This window comes from Variovorax sucrosi, from assembly GCF_051216635.1.
GTDB lineage: Bacteria > Pseudomonadota > Gammaproteobacteria > Burkholderiales > Burkholderiaceae_C > Variovorax.
Genome location: NZ_JBPJZU010000009.1, coordinates 36,869 through 55,364, shown reverse-complemented (window position 1 = coordinate 55,364; position 18,496 = coordinate 36,869). Strand labels below are relative to the sequence as shown.

Here is an 18,496-nt window from a genome sequence, read left to right as displayed (position 1 = left end):
GCTCAGCCGCGCGGATGGTGCTGCGCATGCAGCTGCTTGAGCCGTTCGCGCGCCACGTGGGTGTAGATCGTCGTGGTCGAGATATCGGCGTGGCCCAGCAGCAGCTGCACCGCGCGCAGGTCCGCGCCGTGGTTGAGCAGGTGCGTCGCAAAGGCGTGTCGCAGCGTGTGCGGCGACAGCGGCACGCGGATGCCCGCGGCCTCCGCCTGCTTCTTCACGATGATCCAGAACATGACGCGCGTCATGCCCGCGCCGCGCGCCGTCACGAACAGGTCGGGCGTCTGCTGGCCGCCCAGGATCTCCGGCCGTGCCTCGTCCATGTAGCGCTCGATCCAGCGACGCGCCTCGCCGCCGAAGGGCACCAGCCGCTCCTTGCTGCCCTTGCCCATCACGCGCAGCACCCCGTCGTTCAGGCTCAGCTCGAAGACCTGGAGCGTGACCAGCTCACTCACCCGCAGGCCGCTCGCGTACATCAGCTCGAGCATGGCGCGGTCGCGCAGGCCCAGCGGCGTGCTGACATCCGGCGCATTCAGCAGGTCGTCGACCTGCTTCTCCGACAGCAGCTTGATCGCGCGCGGTTGCTGCCGCGCGGGGGCGAGCCGCAGTGTGGGGTCGGCCGTGATGCGGTTCTCGCGCAGCGCCCAGCGGTAGTAGCGCTTGAAGACGGTCAGCCGCCGGTTGGCGGACGTGGCCTTGCCGGTCTTGCCTTCGCGCCCGCCTTTTTCGAGGCGGGTGGCCATGTAAGCCAGCATGTCGTGCTCGGCGGCGCGGTCGAGCCCGGTATGGCGCTCGGCCTGCAGCCATTGCGCAAACAGGGCCAGGTCGCGCCGGTAGGCCGCCAGCGTGTTCTTCGAGAGCCCGTCCTCCAGCCACAGTGCATCCACGAAATCATCGATCTCGGGCGTGGCAGGCGCGGCGGATAAAACAGGCTCGGACATCGTTCACAAGATAACAAAACGAGAAAGCCGCCCGAAGGCGGCTTGGCGCGAACGGTCGGCGCCGATTATTCGAGCTTGAGCTTCTGCTTGGCCACGACCTGCTTGTAGATCTCGTACTCGGCCTTGATCTGCGCGGCGAACTGCTCGGGCGTGTTGGCCACCACCACCGAATCGGTGTCTTCGATGCGCTTCTTCACCGCCGGGTCGGCCAGCGCCTTGCGCGTGCCTTCGCTGATCTTGTCGACGACCTCCTTCGGCAGGCCCTTCGGGCCGAGGATGCCGTAGTAGGCCATGCGGTTCACAGGCTCCAGGCCGACTTCCTTGAAGGTCGGCACGTTCGGCAACGCGGCCACGCGGTTGGGCGCGCTCACCACGATCGGAATCAAGCGGCCGGCCTTGATGAAGGGCAGCGCCGACGGCAGGTTGTCGAAGATGATCGGCACCTGGCCGGCCACCGTGTCGTTCAGCGCCGGGCCCGCGCCGCGGTAGGGAATGTGCGTGACGAAGGTGTTCGTCAGGCTCTTGTACAGCTCCATCAGCAGGTGGCCGATGCCGCCAGTACCCGACGACGAGTACGAGTACTTGCCGGGGTTCTTCTTGAGTTCGGCGATGAATTCGGCGTAGTTCTTGGCCGGGAAGCTCGGGTTGACCGCGATGATGTTCGGCGTCGCCGCGATGTTGATGATCGGCGTGAAGTCGTTGATCGGGTCGTACGGCGTCTTCGGGTTGATGGCCGGGTTGGCGGCCGTGCTCGACACGGTGGCGATGCCCAGCTTGTAGCCGTCGGGCGTGGCTCGCGCCGTCTCGGCCGCGCCGACGATGCCGCCGCCACCGGCGCGATTCACCACGATCACGGGCTGACCCAGCACCTTGCCCAGCGGCTCGGCCACGACGCGCGCGACGATGTCGGTGGTGCCACCGGGGGCGAAGGGCACGCTCAATTCGATCGGCTTGTTCGGATAGCCCTGGGCCAGCGCCGGGCCGGCGAAAGCGACCAGCGCAGCAGCACCCGCGAGGGCACTCCATTGACGACGTTGCATCTGCAAACTCCTGGTAAGTCGAGAAAGAGGAAAACCCTGATGCTAGCGGGTGGATCCCGCCGACCGAGCCCTGGATTACCCACGAAATCCACGGTTTATCCTCAAAGCGGTGAACTACGCGCAACTCCTCTTCCCCGACTTCTCCCTCATCGCCTGCGGCTGGCTGCTCTGCCGCTACACCGCGCTGGACCGCCGCGTGTGGGACCAGGTCGAGTCGCTGGTCTACTACTTTCTCTTTCCTGTGCTGCTGTTTCATTCGATCGTGCGCAGCCCGATTGACTTCGGTGCCACCTCGAACCTGCTGGCCGCGGGCCTGGGCGTCAGCGTGATCGGTGTCGTGCTGTCGTACGCCCTGCCGCACCTGCCGTGGCTCGGCCGGCACATCGACCGGCGCGAACACGCGGGCGGCGCGCAGATCGCCTTCCGCTTCAATTCCTTCATCTGTCTGGCGATGGCCGACCGGCTGGCCGGGCCGCAGGGCCTGCTGTTGATCGCGGTGCTCATCGGCGTGTGCGTGCCGCTGATGAACGTCGCCGCGGTGTGGCCGATGGCGCGCCATGCGCAGACCGGCTTCGTGCGGCAGCTGCTGCGCAACCCGCTGATCATCGCAACCGCCTCGGGCCTGGTGGTCAACCTGCTCGGCATCACGGTGCCGAGCTGGATGGAGCCAACGCTGAACCGCATCGGTGCGGCCTCGCTCGCACTGGGCCTGATGGCCGCCGGCGCGGGCATGCAGTTCGCGACGCTGGCGCAAGGCAAGGTGCTGGCGACGTCGCTGCTGGCCATTCGCCACCTGATCCTGCCTCTCGTCGGCTGGGTGCTGTCGCGCGCCCTCGGGCTCGATCCGGTGCAGTCGGCCGTGCTGATGGCCTTCGCGGCGGTGCCAACCGCGTCGAGCGCCTATGTGCTCGCGGCGCGCATGGGCTACAACGGGCCCTATGTGGCCGGACTGGTCACGCTCTCCACCATCCTCGGCGTACTGAGCCTGCCCTTCGCCCTGGCATTGCCGCGCTGAGATCGTGCGGCGGCGCACGGTCGGCCTACACCGTTTCGCCAATGGTCGACTGAGAACCAAAAGCCTACCATCGTGTGCCAACGGCAGGGGAGTGGCGCGGGTCGGCGCAGGTGCGCATCGGAGATGGCATGGGTCTGGGTCTCGACGAATTTCAGACAAGGGCGGCCGTGTGGACGGGAGGCCTGCTGCTGCTGATCGCCGTTTGCTGGGCGCTGTGGCACCGCGTCGCTGCGCGTCGGGAGGCCCACCGGCGCATCGAAGCGGCGCGAGTGCGCTCCGGCCACGTGCCGCTCGAGATCCCGACCGTGCGCGGCAACCTCGGCAGCGGCCAGGAAGATGGTGCGCCCGACACGCTGCCGGAGTGGTTCATCCAGGGCAAGGGCGAGCATGCGGTGGTCGACGAACACCCGCGCATCCACCTGCGCTACCGCGATCCGCAGGGCCGCAAGGCCGAATGCACGATGAAGGTCGAGAAGATCGATCTGCGCAAGCGCTATCTGGCCGGCTACGGCGACCTGCCGGGCGAACAGCATGTCGTGCCGCTGCATGCCATCAAGGCGGCCCGCATCGCCGACACCGGGCAGCGCTTCAACGTCGATTTCTGGGTCGACGCAGTGAAGGTGGCACGCCGGCGCCGCGGCGAAGCCTAGTCAGCCCTCCCCGTCTCGCCTCCCTCGTCGGTCGCAGCCCGGATAATCGCTCCGGACGCCGGCCTGCGACGCAGTCCGTCCACAGGGCCGCGGACCGATGGAGAAACGAGAAAAGATGTTGATCGAGAAGGGAAAGTCCGAAATCCCCGAGAAGAATGCCGAGGACTTTGCGGGCCACACGCCGATGATGGTCCAATATTTCCGCCTCAAGGCCGACCATCCGGACACGCTGTTGTTCTATCGGATGGGCGACTTCTACGAGCTGTTCTACGGCGACGCCGAGAAGGCTGCGCGGCTGCTCGACATCACGCTGACGCAACGCGGCCAGTCCGGCGGGCAGCCGGTGGTGATGGCCGGCGTGCCCTTCCACGCCGTCGATGCCTACCTGGGCCGGCTCATCAAGCTGGGCGAGTCGGTCGCCATCTGCGAACAGGTCGGCGAAGTCGGCGCCAGCAAGGGACCGGTCGAGCGCAAGGTGATGCGGGTGGTTACGCCCGGCACGCTGACCGACGCGGAACTGCTCAACGACAAGAGCGAGTCGCTACTGCTGGCGGTGCAGGCCAGCGGCCGCAACGCTGTCGGCCTGGCCTGGCTGAGCGTGACCGGCGCCGAGCTGCGGCTGGCCGAATGCCCGGCCGACACGCTGGAAGCCTGGATCGTCCGCATCGCGCCGAGCGAGCTGCTCTACAGCGCCGAAGTGACGCCGGCCTTCGAGAACCGGCTGAAGGCGGCGCGCGCAGCGCAACCCTTCACGCTGTCGGTGCGGCCGGCCTGGCAGTTCGACGGTGCGCTGGGCGAACGCAAGCTGTGCGAGCAGTTGGGCAGCGCCAGCCTCGCCGCCTGGAACGCCGAGGGGCTGCCGAACGCGCACGCCGCCGCCTCGGCCCTGCTGGGCTACGCCGAACATACGCAGGGGCGCGCGCTGTCGCACGTGCAGCGGCTCACGGTCGAGCGCGACGGCGACCTGATCGAGCTCCCGCCCGCGACGCGGCGCAACCTGGAGCTGGTGCAGACGCTGCGCGGCGAGGATTCGCCCACCCTCTTCTCGCTGCTCGACACCTGCATGACCGGCATGGGCAGCCGCGGGCTCAAGCGCTGGCTGCTGTCGCCCCGGCGCGAGCGCAGCGAAGCGCAGGCCCGGCTCGACGCCATCGGCGCGCTGCAATCGCACGCGCCCGGCGCGGCGGTGGCGCCGTGGCGCGCTCTGCGCGACGCGTTGAAGAACACCAGCGACGTCGAACGCATCGCCGCGCGCATCGCGCTGCGCCAGGTGCGCCCGCGCGAACTGGTCGCACTGCGGCTGGCGCTGGCCAAGGCCGAGCAGCTGTCACCCTTGCTGCCCGCCGGGGCCGCGCTGCTCCAGCAGATCGCGCAGACGCTCGCGCCGCCGGCCGGCTGCGTCGAGTTGCTGGTGAGCGCGATGAAGCCCGACCCGGCCGCGCTGGTGCGCGACGGCGGCGTGATCGCCACCGGGCACGACGCCGAGCTCGACGAATTGCGCGCCATCAGCGACAACTGCGACGACTTCCTGCTCAAGCTCGAGGTGCAGGAACGCGAGCGCACCGGCATCTCCAACCTGCGCGTGCAGTTCAACCGCGTGCACGGCTTCTACATCGAGGTGACGCAGAGCGCACTCGCCAAGGTGCCCGACAACTACCGCCGCCGCCAGACGCTGAAGAATGCCGAGCGCTTCATCACGCCTGAGCTCAAGACCTTCGAGGACAAGGCGCTGAGCGCGCAGGACCGCGCCCTGGCCCGCGAGAAGTGGCTGTACGAACAACTGCTCGACGCGTTGCAGCCGCATGTCAACGCACTCACGCGCCTGGCCGCGGGCATTGCCACGCTCGACGCGCTGTGCGCGCTGGCCGAGCGCTCGCACACGCTGCACTGGAAGGCGCCTGGCTTCGTGGCGCACCCCTGCATCGAGATCGCTCAGGGCCGCCATCCGGTGGTGGAAGCGCGGCTGGCCGAGAAATCCTCGGGCGGCTTCATCGCCAACGACACGCAGCTCGGCCCGCAGCAACGCATGCAGGTCATCACCGGGCCGAACATGGGCGGCAAGTCGACCTACATGCGGCAGATCGCGATCATCGTGCTGCTGGCGTCGATCGGCTCGCACGTGCCGGCGACCGCCTGCCGGCTCGGGCCGATCGATGCGATCCACACGCGCATCGGCGCGGCCGACGACCTGGCCAATGCGCAGTCGACCTTCATGCTGGAGATGACCGAGGCCGCGCAGATCCTGCACAGCGCCACGGCGCAGTCGCTGGTTCTGATGGACGAGATCGGCCGCGGCACCAGCACCTTCGATGGCCTGGCGTTGGCCGCCGGCATCGCGGCGCAGTTGCACGACCGCACCAAGGCCTTCACGCTGTTCGCGACGCACTACTTCGAGCTGACCGAGTTCCCGGCCACGCACCACGGCGCGGTCAACATGCACGTGAGTGCGACGGAATCCGGCCGCGACATCGTCTTCCTGCACGAGATGCAGCCCGGCCCCGCCAGCAAGAGCTACGGCATCCAGGTGGCGCGGCTGGCCGGCATGCCGGCGGCGGTCGTCAACCACGCGCGCCAGGCGCTGGACGCGTTGGAGGCGCAACAGACCCAGACGCGAGCGCAGGTCGACCTGTTCGCACCGCCGCCGGCCGCCGAGGCGCCGACGGTGAGCGCCGTAGAATCCGCTCTGGCCACGCTGGACCTCGACGCGATGAGCCCCCGGGAGGCGCTCGAAGCGCTGTACACACTTCAAAAACTCAACCAGCGCGAAGGCGGTCGAGCCTGAGCCGGCCCGATTCGTGCGAGACCATCCCATGACTTACTGCGTAGGCATCAAACTCAACGCCGGGCTGGTGTTCCTGTCCGACTCGCGCACCAACGCGGGCGTGGACCACATCAGCACCTTCCGCAAGATGATCGTCTACGAGCAGCCGGGCGACCGGGTCATGGTGCTGCTGTCGGCCGGAAACCTGAGCATCTCGCAGTCGGTGCGCGAGATCCTGCAGATCGAAGAACTGCGCGAGACCCAGGAAGACGGCGAGCCGGGCCCGCCGATCTCCATCTGGAACGCCAAGAGCATGTTCGACGCGGCCCGCGTGCTGGGGTCGGCGGTGCGCCATGTGTACGACCGCGATGCCGAAGCGCTCAAGCACGCCGGGCTGGACTTCAACGTCTCCTTCATCTTCGGCGGTCAGGTCAAGGGCGAAGGCATGCGCCTCTTCCTCGTCTATTCGGCCGGCAACTTCATCGAGGCGACCAACGAGACGCCCTACTTCCAGGTCGGTGAATCCAAGTACGGCAAGCCGGTGCTCGACCGCGTGCTCACGCCCGACACGCCGCTGGACGAAGCCGCCAAGTGCGCGCTGGTGTCGATGGATTCGACGATGAAGTCCAACCTCTCGGTGGGCCTGCCGCTCGACCTGGTGGTGTACGAGGCGAACCGCCTGGAAACCGACAAGATCGTCTGCCTGGACGCCAATAACGCCTACTACCAGATGATGCACAACAGCTGGGGCCAGAAGCTGCGCGAGGTATTCGACAGCATCGAAGACCCGGTCTGGGACGGCAGCGAAAGCGCCCACCCGCTGATGATGCCGGCGGCCCGCCACAGCCCGCTGCGCAAGATCTCGACGCCGGACGAGAAACTGATCTAGCGCCGGCGCGCCCGTGACCCTGCCGCCTGTCGTCTTCTCGCACGGGAACAGCTTTCCGGCGAGCACCTACCGCCTGATGCTCGACAGCCTGCGCCAGCGCGGCTTCGACGTTCATGCGATCGAGAAGTTCGGGCACGACCCGAAGTACCCGGTGACCAACAATTGGCCCCACCTGGTGGAGCAGTTGGCGGACTTCACGCGGGGCCTGGTGAAACAGGCCGGGCAGCCCGTCTTCCTGGTCGGCCATTCGCTCGGCGGCTTTCTCAGCCTGATGTGCGCTGCCCGCCATCCGACGCTCGCGCGCGGCGTCGTGATGATCGATTCGCCGCTGGTCGGTGGCTGGCGCGCCAACACGCTGAGCCTGGTCAAGCGCACGCCGCTGATGAAGAGCGTGTCCCCCGGTTCGGTGAGCCGCAAGCGACGCAACAGTTGGGACGACCGCCAGGCCGCCTTCGAGCACTTCCGCAGCAAAAAGGCCTTCGCGCGCTGGGACGAACAGGCGCTGCGCGACTACGTCGAGCACGGCATGTCCGACGGCACCGGCAGCATCGCACTCAGCTTCGATCGCGACGTCGAGACCGCCATCTACGACACGCTGCCGCACAACCTCGGTCCGCTGCTGCGCGCCACGCCGCTGCAGTGCCGGGCCGCCTTCATCGGTGGACGCCAGTCGGTCGAGATGCGCCGCGTGGGCCTCGCGATGACCGAGCGCGTGACCCGCGGGCGCATCGCGATGCTCGACGGCACGCACCTGTTCCCGATGGAGAAGCCGATTGCGACCGCTGCGGCGGTCGAGGCGGCGCTGCGCAACCTGCTGTGATTGCAGCGGGACAGGCTGCGTCACGTCATTGATCGCTACGCGCTCATTGCTCTGTTTGGAAACTAAGCGGTAGATCTGAGCGGCCGCAGTCTCACTCCGCCCACACCACCATCCCCGTCCACGCCGTGACCAGCACCACGATGCCGAACACGATGCGGTAGTAGGCAAAGGGAACGAAGGTGTGCGTGCTGATGTACTTCAGCAACCAGCGCACGCACAGCCAGGCACTCAGGAACGAGAACACCAGGCCGACCGCGAACAGCGGGATGTCGGCGACCGACAGCAGCGCGCGCTCCTTGTAGAGGCTGTACGCACCGGCGCCGATCAGCGTCGGGATGGCGAGGAAGAAGGAGAAGTCTGTGGCGGCCTTGCGGCTCAGGCCGAGCAGCATGCCGCCGATGATGGTCGAGCCGCTGCGGCTGGTGCCGGGGATCATCGCGAAGCACTGCACCAGGCCGACCTTGAGCGCGTCCCAGGGTGTCATGTCATCGACGTTCTCGATGCGGATCGAACCCGGCGGCCGCTTCTCGGCCCACAGGATGATGAAGCCGCCGACGATGAAGGTGGTGGCGACCACCACCGGCGTGAACAGATGTTCCTTGATCGCCTTGCCGAACAGCAGGCCCAGCACCACGGCCGGCAGGAAGCCGATCAGCACGTTGAGCGCGAGCCGGCGGGCCTTGGCCTGGCGCGGCAACGCAACGACGGTCGAACTGATCTTCTGCCAATACACCAGGATGACCGCGAAGATCGCGCCGGTCTGGATCGCGATGTCGAAGACCTTGGCCTTGGCATCGTCGAAGCCCAGCAGGGAGCCAGCAAGGATGAGGTGGCCGGTCGACGAGATAGGAAGGAACTCGGTGAGCCCCTCGACGATGCCCATGATCGCGGCCTTGGCCAGCAAAACGATATCCACGCGTGCTCCTTTGAAAGAGCCTGGATTATCGCGAGCGCGCGAGTCAGGTGACGTTCAGGCGGCCTTGAGGCTGTGCGCCGCGTCGATTCAGTCCGCTGCCTGCCAGCCGCCGCCCAGGCCCTGGATCAGTCCCACCGCCGCAACCTGCCGATTCACCTGCAGCTGCAGCACCGTGCGCCGAGCGCTCAGCGCCGAGGCCTGCGCGGTGACCACTTCGGTGTAGCTCACCTGGCCGGCGCGGTAGCGGTTGAGGATTTGCTGCTCGGTGCGGTCGGCCGCGGCCGAGGCCTCGCGGCGCAGCGCCTCCTGCTCGGCCAGGCTGGCAGTGGCGGTAAGCTGATCTTCGACGCCCTGGAAGGCGGTCAGCACGGTCTGGCGATAGCGCGCCACCGCGGCGTCGTGCGAGGCCTTGGCCGCATCCACCTGCGCGCCGATGGCCCCCGCGTCGAACAGCACCTGCGCCGCCGACAGGCCGATCGACCAGAGCGTGTTCGATGCGCTGAACAGGTCCGACACCCGGCTGGCCGAGCGCCCGAGCGACGCGCTGAGACTGAAGCTGGGGTAGTACGCCGAGCGCGCGATGCCGATCTGGGCGTTGGCCACGGCCACCGCACGCTCGGCCGACGCGATGTCGGGCCGGCGTTGCAGCAGCGTCGACGGCACACCCAGCGGCACGGCCGGCACGATGGGCGTCCAGGCGGCCTCTGCCGGCAGCTTGAAGTCGGCGGGCGCGGCGCCAACCAGCACCGCGATGGCGTGTTCGAAGGTATCGCGGGTGCGCTGCAACGCCACGCGCTCGGCGCGCGTGTTGACCAGTTGCGTCTGCGCCTGCAGCACGTCGCTCTGCGCCGCGATGCCGGCTTCGTAGCGGTTGCGCGCGATGGTGTACGAGCGTTCGTAGCCTTCGAGCGTGGCGGCCAGCAGGGCGAGCTCGGCGTCGGCCTCGCGCAGCGAGAAGTAATTGGACGCGAGCTCGCCCTGCGCCGACAGGCGAGCCGCCGCCAGGTCGGCCTCGCTCGCCTGCGCCTGCGCGCGCGCGCTGTCGACGTTCTGGCCGAGCCGGCCCCACAGGTCGGGCGCCCAGTCGGCACCCAGCGTGGCACTGGCGCTGCCGCGCACATCGCCCGCACCGCGCGTGCCGTTGCGCCCGGCGCTGCCCGACAGCGACACCGTCGGGAACAACGACGCACGCGCCTCGCGCACCAGCGCCTGGGCCTGCGCGTAGTTCGCGACGGCGATCGCGATGTTCTGGTTGGACACCTGCACCCGCTCGGCCAGGGCATTGAGCCCCGCATCGCCGAAGCGCTGCCACCACGGGCCGCGGTCGAACGCATCGGCCGGCGCGGCCGGCAGCCAGCCTTCGGCCGCGGGCGCCTCCTTCCAGGCATCGGGCGACACCATCGCCGGGCGTTCGTAGGCCGGCCCCACCGCGCAGGCCGTGAGCGAGGCGGCAGCGGCCAGCGCCATCAAGGTGGGCAGGAAGGACAATCGGGAACGCATGGCTTCTCTTCTTCTCGGGGTTCAGGCCGCCGCGGCGCCACCTTCGGCGTCGCTACGAGCTAAGTGTTTTTCGTTCGGCGGACGGCGGCGCAGCTTGTCCATCAGCACGTAGACCACCGGCGTGGTCAGCAGCGTGAGCAGCTGGCTCGCGATCAGCCCGCCGACGATCGCCACGCCCAGCGGCTGCCGCAGCTCGGCGCCCTGGCCGAAGCCGATGGCCAGCGGCACCGCACCCAGGATCGCCGCCAGCGTGGTCATGAGGATGGGGCGGAAGCGCAGCATGCAGGCCTCGCGCACCGCCTCGGTGGCCGACAGCCCGCGCGAACGCTCGGCCTCGAGCGCGAAGTCGATGATCATGATGGCGTTCTTCTTCACGATGCCGATCAGCAGGAACAGCCCGATCAACGCGATGATCGACAGCTCCATGCGAAACAGCAGCAGCGCCAGCACCGCGCCCACGCCGGCCGAGGGCAGTGTGGTCAGCACGGTGATCGGGTGGATCAGGCTTTCGTACAGGATGCCCAGCACGATGTAGATCACGACCAGCGCGCCGACGATCAGCAGCATCTGTTGCGCATTCGACTGCTGGGCCGCACGCGCCGTGCCCGAGAAGCTGCCGCGCACGTTGACCGGCATCGCGATGTCGTTCTCGGCCTGCTTCACCAGGCGTTGACCCTCGGCCAGCGTCACGCCATCGGCCAGGCTGAACGACACCGTGCTCGCCAGTTCGGTGTCTTCGTGGCTGATCGAACTGGGCACGGCGCGCTCGCTCAGCTTCGCGAAGGCGGCGAGCGGCACCATGTTGGTCGTGCTCGCCGCCAGCGCCTGGCCGGCCGACGAGTTGCGCGCGCCGGGGTTGGCCGAGGTGGTGGTCGAGGTGCCGGTGGCGGCGTCGGTGGTGTTCTGCAGCGAACTCACCGAAGTGCTGCCGCCGGCCGTGGTGGTGGCGGTCAGGGTCGAGGGCACGTACAGGTCGCGCAGCACGATCGGCCCGGCCTGGAAGCGCGGTGCCCATTCCATGATGACCGAGTACTGGTTCAGGTCGTTGTAGATCGTCGCCACCGATCGCTGGCCGTAGGCGTTGTAGAGCGCGTTGTCGACCGCGCTCGACGTCACGCCCAGGCGCGTCGCCGCGTCGCGGTCGACCTCGACGAAGGTCTCGACGCCGTTGTCCGACGATTCGCCGTCCACGTCGGTCAACTGCGGAATCTCCTTGAGCCGTTCGGCCAGCTTGTTCGACCAGCTGCGCAGGTCGCTCAGGCTGTCGCTCTTGAGCGTGTACTGGTAGGCCGAATTGCTCTGCCGCCCGCCCATGCGCAGGTCCTGCACCGGGCCGAGGAACACCCGCAGCCCGACCAGCTCGTTGAGCTTGGGCCGCAGCCGGTCGATCACCACCTGGGTCTTGACCTTGCGCTCGGCCAGCGGCTTGAGGTTGACGAACATGAAGCCGCCACCCGCGCGAGAGCCGCCGGCGAAGCCCACCACCGTGTCGACCGCCGGGTCGGCGTTGATGATGTCGACCGCCTCCTTGAGCTTGGCGGTGAGCGCCGCCGACGAGATGCTCTGGTCGGCCCGCAGTCCGGCGTTGAGCTGGCCGTTGTCCTGCTGCGGGAAATAGCCCTTGGGCACCGCGATGAAGAGGTACACGTTGAGCGCGATCACCGCCAGCAGTACCGCCACCACCACACCCTTGGCCGCCAGCGCCCAGTCGAGGCTGCGGCCGTACACGCGCAGGCTCCACTGCCACAGGCCCTCGGTCCAGCGCATGAAAGGCCCGCTGATGCGCCCCGGTGGCTTGCGGGCGTAATAGCTCTCGGCGCGCAGCAGCATCGCGCACATCATCGGCGTGGTGGTGAGCGAGATCACCAGCGAGATCAGGACCGACGCCGACAGCGTGACCGCGAATTCCCGGAACAGCCGCCCCACCTGCCCGCCCATGAACAGCAGCGGGATGAACACCGCCACCAGCGACAGGCTGATCGACAGCACCGTGAAGCCCACCTCGCGTGCACCGCGCAGCGCGGCCGACACGCGGTCCATGCCGTTCTCGATATGGCGCTGCGTGTTCTCCAGCACCACGATGGCGTCGTCGACCACGAAGCCGGTGGCGACGGTCAGCGCCATCAGGCTCAGGTTGTTGAGCGAGAAGCCCAGCAGGTGCATCACGCCGAAGGTGCCGAGCAGCGACACCACGGTCGCGACCGCCGGAATGACCGTGGCCCGCGCGCGCCGCAGGAAGACGCCGACCACCAGCACCACCAGCACGACCGAGATCACCAGCGTCAGCTCGACCTCATGCAGCGAGGAGCGGATGGAATTGGTGCGGTCCGACGCCACCTGCACCTCGATGTCCTTGGGCAGTTGCTCGCGCAGCTCGGGGATCAGCTTGCGCACGCCGTCGACCGTCTCGATGATGTTGGCGCCCGGCTGCTGCGTGACCAGCACGATCACCGCCGGCTGGCCGTTGAAGAGGCCCAGCGTGCGGGTGTTCTCGACACCATCGATCACCTCGGCCACGTCGCGCAGGCGCACCGCCGCGTTGTTGCGCCAGGCGATCACCAGGTCACGGTAGTCGGCCGCACGCAGCCCCGGCGCCGGGGTGTAGACCTGCAGCCGCCGGTCGCCGCTCTCGACGGCGCCCTTCGGCCGGTTCGCGTTGTTGGCCTGGATGGCGGCGCGCACGTCCTCGGTGCTGATGCCCAGGCGGTTGAGCGAATACGGCTCCAGTTCCACCCGCACCGCCGGCAGCGAACCGCCACCGATCTCGACGTCGCCCACGCCCTCGACCTGCGACAGGCGCTGGCTCACGATGTTCGACACCGCGTCGTAGATCTGGCCCGGCGTGCGCGTCTTCGAGGTCAGCGCCAGGATGACCACCGGCGCAGCCGTCGGGTTGGCCTTGCGGTAGGTCGGGTTGCTGCGCAGCGTGGTCGGCAGGTCGGCGCGCGCCGCATTGATGGCGGCCTGCACCTCGCGAGCCGCCGCGTCGATGTTGCGGCTGAGGTCAAACTGGAGCGTGACCCGGGCCGAGCCGTTGGAACTGGTCGACGTGAGCTCGTTGACGCCGGGAATCACGCCCAGCCGGCGCTCCAGCGGCGTCGCCACGCTCGAGGCCATGGTGCTCGGGCTGGCACCGGCCAGGGTGGCCGACACCGAGATGGTCGGGAAGTCGACCTGCGGCAGCGGCGACACCGGCAGCACGAAGAAGGCCATGATGCCGGCCAGCGCGATGCCGACGGTCAGCAGGACGGTCGCGATCGGGCGTTCGACGAAGGGCTTCGACAGGTTCATGGCGCCTCGGCCACGGCCTCGGGGTCGTCCGCTTCACGACGACGCGAGAAGCGGCGCCCCAGGCGGTCGAAGGCCAGGTAGATCACCGGCGTGGTGAAGAGCGTGAGCATCTGGCTCAGCACCAGCCCGCCGAAGATGGCCAGGCCCAGCGGCCGGCGCAGCTCGGCGCCCTCGCCCCAGCCGAGCATGAGCGGCACCGCGGCGAAAAGCGCAGCCAGCGTGGTCATCAGGATCGGGCGGAAGCGCAGCAGCGCGGCCTGGTGGATCGCCTCCTGCGGCGACTTGCCCTGGCGCCGCTCGGCGTCGATCGCGAAGTCGATCATCATGATGGCGTTCTTCTTGACGATGCCGATCAGCAGGATGATGCCGATGATGCCGATCACGCCCAGGTCGTTGCCGGTGACCATCAGCGCCAGCAACGCGCCGACACCGGCCGAGGGCAGCGTCGACAGGATCGTGAGCGGGTGCACATAGCTCTCGTACAGCACGCCCAGCACGATGTAGACGCAGATCACCGCCGCCAGGATGAGCCACAGCTGGCTGGAGAGCGATTTCTCGTAGGCACCCGCGGCACCGAGGAAGTTCATGGTGATGCTGGGCGGCAGGCCGATCTCCTGCGCGGCGGCACGGATGGCCGACACCGACTTGCCCAGCGCCACGCCCGGCGCGGTGTCGAAGCCGACGGTCGCGGCCGGGTACTGCGCCACGCGTGTGACCTGCAGCGGCGCCAACTGCTCGCGCACGGTTGCGAAGGCCGACAGCGGCGTGGCCGTGCCGGCGCCGGTGCGCAGCTGCAGCGTGCCCAGCCCCTGGATCGACGACAGGCCTTCGCGCTGCGCTTCGAGGATCACGCGGTACTGGTTGGTCTCGGTGAAGATGGTCGAGACAATGCGTTGGCCGAAGGCGCTGTAGAGCGCATCGTCGACCGAGCTGGCCGTCACCGACAGGCGCGAGGCCGTGCTGCGGTCGATGTCGACGTAGGCGGCCAGGCCTTGCGCGCCGGCATCGGTGGTGGCATTGCGCACCAGCGGCTCCTTCGCGAGGCGATCGACCAGTTTCTTCGCCCAGCCGTTGACCGTCGCGGTATCGACGCCTTCGAGCGACACCCGGAATTCCGTCGGGCCGGTCTCGGCGTCGATGGTCAGGTCCTGCGTCGGCTGCAGGTAGAGCTGCACGCCGGCCACCTCGTGGCGGACCTGCTCGCGCAGCCGCGTCATGACGGCCTGCTGATCGCTGCGGCCTTCTCGCAGGTTGATCAGCACGCTGCCGGTGTTGAGGGTGGTGTTGTTGGCCGCATCCACGCCGGCCACTGCACTCACGCTGCGCACGTCCGGGTCGCGCAGGATCACCTGGGCCGCGGCCTGTTGCAGCTCGGCCATGCGCAGGTACGACACGTCCTGCGCGGCCTCGATGCGGCCCTTGAACTGGCCGGTGTCCTGGGTCGGAAACAAGCCCTTCGGAATGGCGACGTAGAGCAGCACGGTGAGCACCAGCGTGGCCAGCGCCACCAGCAGCGTCAGCGGCTGGTGCCGCAGCACCCATTGCAGCCAGATGTCGTAGCGCGCGATCACCCGGTCGAAGAAGGCCTGCACCTTGCCGGCCAGCCCGCGTGTCGCGTTGTGCGGTTCGCTCTTGAGCCACCGTGCCGACATCATCGGCACCAGCGTGAGTGACACGACCGCCGAGATCAGGATGGTGATGGCCAGCGTGACGGCGAACTCGCGGAACAGACGGCCCACCACGTCGCTCATGAAGAGCAGCGGGATCAGCACCGCGATCAGCGACACCGTGAGCGAGATGATGGTGAAGCCGATCTGCGTCGCGCCCTTGAGTGCCGCGGCGAAGGGCTTCTCGCCCTCCTCCAGGTAGCGCGCGATGTTCTCGATCATCACGATCGCATCGTCGACCACGAAGCCGGTCGCGATGGTGAGCGCCATCAGGCTCAGGTTGTTGAGCGAATAGCCCAGCAGGTACATCAGTCCGCAGGTGCCGATGAGCGAGATCGGCACCGCGATGCTGGCGATGACCGTGGCGCGAATGTTGTGCAGGAAGAAGAAGATGACCAGCACGACCAGCACGACGGCCAGGACGAGTTCGAGCTGCACGTGGTGCACCGAGGCGCGGATGCCGGTGGTGCGGTCCGACAGGATCTCGACCCGCACCGCGCCGGGCAGCGAGGCCTGCAGTTCGGGCAGCTGCTTGCGGATGGCATCGACCGTGGCGATCACGTTGGCGCCGGGCTGGCGCTGCACGTTGAGGATGACTGCGGGCCGCAGTGTCCCCTCGGCATTCGCCTCTTCACCCTTCAATGCCGCCCAGGCGCCGAGCTGCGAGTTCTCGGCCCCGTCGACCACGCGCGCCACGTCGGTCATGCGCACCGGCGCGCCGTTCTTCCAGGCGACGATCAGGTTCCTGTAGTCGGCCGCGGTGACCAACTGGTCGTTGGCGTTGATGGTGTAGGCGCGCTTCGGGCCGTCGAAGCTGCCCTTGGCGCTGTTGGCGTTGGCCGCGGTGATGGCGCTGCGCAGCGTGTCCAGCCCGATGCCGACCGACGCCAGCGCGTTGGTGTCGGCCTGGATGCGCACGGCGGGCCGTTGCCCGCCCGACAGCGTGACCAGGCCCACGCCGGCCACCTGGCTCATCTTCTGGGCGATGCGCGTGTTCACCAGGTTCTGCACCTCGGTGAGCGGCATCGTCTCGGAACTGATCGCCAGCGTGAGGATGGGCGAATCGGCCGGATTGACCTTGGCGTACACCGGCGGCGCCGGCAGGTCGGCCGGCAGGAAGGAGCCGCCCGCGTTGATGGCGGCCTGCACCTGCTGCTCGGCCACGTCGAGGGTCTCGTTCAGGTCGAACTGCAGCGTGACGATCGACACCCCGGCAGCGCTGACCGAGCTCATGCGGTTGAGCCCCGACATCTGGCCGAACTGGCGTTCCAGCGGTGCGGTGACGGTGCGGCTCATCACCTCGGGGCTGCCGCCCGGGTAGAGCGTCTGCACCTGAATGGTCGGGTAGTCGACCTGCGGCAATGCGGCCAGCGGCAGGAAGCGCAGGCCGACGAGGCCGGCCAGCACGATGGCGAGCATCAGCAGCCCGGTCGCGACTGGGCGTTCGATGAAGGGACGGGAGGGGCTCACGGGATGCGCCTCCGGTCAGGGAGGCGGCCCGCCGCCTTCGCGGCGGCGACGCTCGCCCTGCGGACCCGACCCGGCGCGGCGCGGGCCCGAGGCACCGGCGCGCGGGCCGGCCGCCGGGCGCTCGCCCTGCAACTGCACGCGCGAGCCTTCGCTGAGGCGGTCGCCGCCTTCGGTCACCACCAGCTCGCCGGCCTTCAGTCCCTCGGTGATGGCGACCACATCCACCGTCGACTCGCCGCGCTTGACCGTGCGCATCTGCACCGTGCGGTCGTCGCCGATCACATAGACGTACGGCCCTTTCGGCCCGGTGCGCACCGCGGTCACCGGCACCACGATCGAATCGAGCGTGCGCAGCGTGAGGCGCACATTGACGAACTGGCTCGGGAACAGTGTCGCGGCCGTGTTCTCGAAGCGCGCCTTGGCCTTCACGGTGCCGGTGGTCGTGTCGACCACGTTGTCCAGCGTGGAGAAGGTCCCGGTGTCGAGCGTGGCGCTGCGCGTGCGGTCGAAGGCAGTCACGGCCAGTGGCTTGCCTTGGGCGAGCTGCTGCTGGATCTCGGGCACCCGGTCCTGCGGCACCGAGAACTGCACGTCGATCGGATTCATCTGCGTGATGACGGCAATGCCGGTGGTCGAATTGGCCGTCACCGTGTTGCCTTGGTCGACCGCCCGCAGACCGATGCGGCCGGTGATCGGCGCCGTGATGCGGGTGAACTCGACGTTCACGCGGGCTGCGGCTTCCGACGCCTTGTCGGTGATGACCGTGCCTTCGAGCTGCTTGACCAGTGCGGCCTGGGTGTCGACGTCCTGCCGCGCGATCGAGTCCTGGCCGAGCAGCGTGCGGTAGCGCGCCAGGGTGACGCGCGCCGCTTCGAGCTGCGCCTCGTCGCGCACCCGCGTGCCCTGGGCCTGCATCAGCGCCTGCTCGTACGGCCGCGGGTCGATGCGGGCCAGCAGTTGGCCCTTCTTGACGGTCTGGCCTTCGGTGAAGAGCACGTCGGTGAGCACGCCGCCGACCTGCGCCTTGAGCGTGATGGTGGCCAGCGGCGTGACGGTGCCCAGCGCATCGAGCGTGATCGGCAGCTCGGCCTGACGGGCCGCGGCGCTGCCGACGGTGACCATGCCGCCACCGAAGGCGCCGAACCCGCCCGTCGGGTCCGCCGGCGGCCGCTTGATCAGGTACCAGCTGCCGGCCGCCAGCAGTCCAACCGCCAGCAGCGCCACCAAGCTGCCGACCCAGCGCCGCCGGCGCGGGGGCGACGGGTCCGGCACGGGTTGAGGATCGGCATGGGCGGTGGCGTGTGGGTGGGGGTGGTCCATGGAGGGCAGCGTCGGCACAAGTCGGGTGCGAGTAGAGCCCGGCATCGTAGCTGGCATCACTTCCGCCCCGTAAACGCCACGTAAAGGGGCGCCGGCGCACCGTGCGCTGCCGGCTGACGCGGGCATCGGCGGCAACCTACCGACAGAAGTGAAAACGTCACATCCAATGCCGCCACGTCGAGACGGAGCGACCGCGCAGTGCGGCTCGCCGCCGGCGGA

General features: G+C 68.6%; 12 protein-coding genes. 5 read left to right on the top strand and 7 right to left on the bottom strand.

The window, feature by feature from the left end:
* Positions 1-2 precede the first annotated feature (2 nt).
* Entirely contained in the window at positions 3-938 is a 936-nt protein-coding gene (gene xerD / locus ACSFBE_RS17975) for a site-specific tyrosine recombinase XerD (protein ID WP_435491771.1), read from the bottom strand.
* Positions 939-1,003: 65 nt separating this feature from the next.
* The gene (locus ACSFBE_RS17970) at positions 1,004-1,978 is read right to left on the bottom strand and encodes a tripartite tricarboxylate transporter substrate binding protein BugE (RefSeq protein WP_435491770.1); all 975 of its coding nucleotides are present in this window, start codon (positions 1,976-1,978) and stop codon (positions 1,004-1,006) included.
* Positions 1,979-2,075: 97 nt separating this feature from the next.
* Here ACSFBE_RS17970 and ACSFBE_RS17965 point away from each other — a divergent pair, with 97 nt between their 5' ends.
* From ACSFBE_RS17965 to ACSFBE_RS17945, 5 genes are all read left to right on the top strand, one after another.
* Positions 2,076-2,993 (top strand): AEC family transporter, encoded by a 918-nt coding sequence (locus ACSFBE_RS17965; RefSeq protein ID WP_435492001.1) that lies wholly within the window; start codon positions 2,076-2,078, stop codon positions 2,991-2,993.
* Positions 2,994-3,121: 128 nt separating this feature from the next.
* Positions 3,122-3,643 carry a hypothetical protein gene (locus tag ACSFBE_RS17960; RefSeq protein ID WP_435491769.1) on the top strand — a complete coding sequence of 174 codons (522 nt, stop codon included), beginning with the start codon at positions 3,122-3,124 and terminating at the stop codon, positions 3,641-3,643.
* Between the two features lie 115 nt (positions 3,644-3,758).
* Entirely contained in the window at positions 3,759-6,425 is a 2,667-nt protein-coding gene (gene mutS / locus ACSFBE_RS17955) for a DNA mismatch repair protein MutS (protein WP_435491768.1), read from the top strand.
* Positions 6,426-6,453: 28 nt separating this feature from the next.
* The gene (locus tag ACSFBE_RS17950) at positions 6,454-7,293 is read left to right on the top strand and encodes a proteasome-type protease (protein ID WP_435491767.1); all 840 of its coding nucleotides are present in this window, start codon (positions 6,454-6,456) and stop codon (positions 7,291-7,293) included.
* Between the two features lie 13 nt (positions 7,294-7,306).
* Positions 7,307-8,113, top strand: coding sequence for an alpha/beta hydrolase (locus ACSFBE_RS17945; protein WP_435491766.1), 807 nt, complete (start codon positions 7,307-7,309; stop codon positions 8,111-8,113).
* Between the two features lie 91 nt (positions 8,114-8,204).
* Here ACSFBE_RS17945 and ACSFBE_RS17940 read toward each other — a convergent pair whose 3' ends face one another.
* From ACSFBE_RS17940 to ACSFBE_RS17920, 5 genes are all read right to left on the bottom strand, one after another.
* On the bottom strand, positions 8,205-9,029 hold the full coding sequence (locus ACSFBE_RS17940) for an undecaprenyl-diphosphate phosphatase (protein ID WP_435491765.1): 825 nt from the start codon (positions 9,027-9,029) through the stop codon (positions 8,205-8,207).
* A gap of 87 nt (positions 9,030-9,116) precedes the next feature.
* On the bottom strand, positions 9,117-10,529 hold the full coding sequence (locus ACSFBE_RS17935; protein WP_435491764.1) for an efflux transporter outer membrane subunit: 1,413 nt from the start codon (positions 10,527-10,529) through the stop codon (positions 9,117-9,119).
* A 21-nt stretch (positions 10,530-10,550) separates the two neighbouring features.
* Entirely contained in the window at positions 10,551-13,820 is a 3,270-nt protein-coding gene (locus ACSFBE_RS17930; protein WP_435491763.1) for an efflux RND transporter permease subunit, read from the bottom strand.
* Entirely contained in the window at positions 13,817-16,957 is a 3,141-nt protein-coding gene (locus ACSFBE_RS17925; RefSeq protein ID WP_435491762.1) for an efflux RND transporter permease subunit, read from the bottom strand. The genes ACSFBE_RS17930 and ACSFBE_RS17925 overlap by 4 nt, the downstream gene beginning before the upstream one ends.
* Positions 16,958-16,972: 15 nt before the next feature.
* A complete protein-coding gene (locus ACSFBE_RS17920; protein ID WP_435491761.1) occupies positions 16,973-18,277 on the bottom strand; it encodes an efflux RND transporter periplasmic adaptor subunit in 1,305 nt (434 codons plus the stop codon).
* Positions 18,278-18,496: the final 219 nt, after the last annotated feature.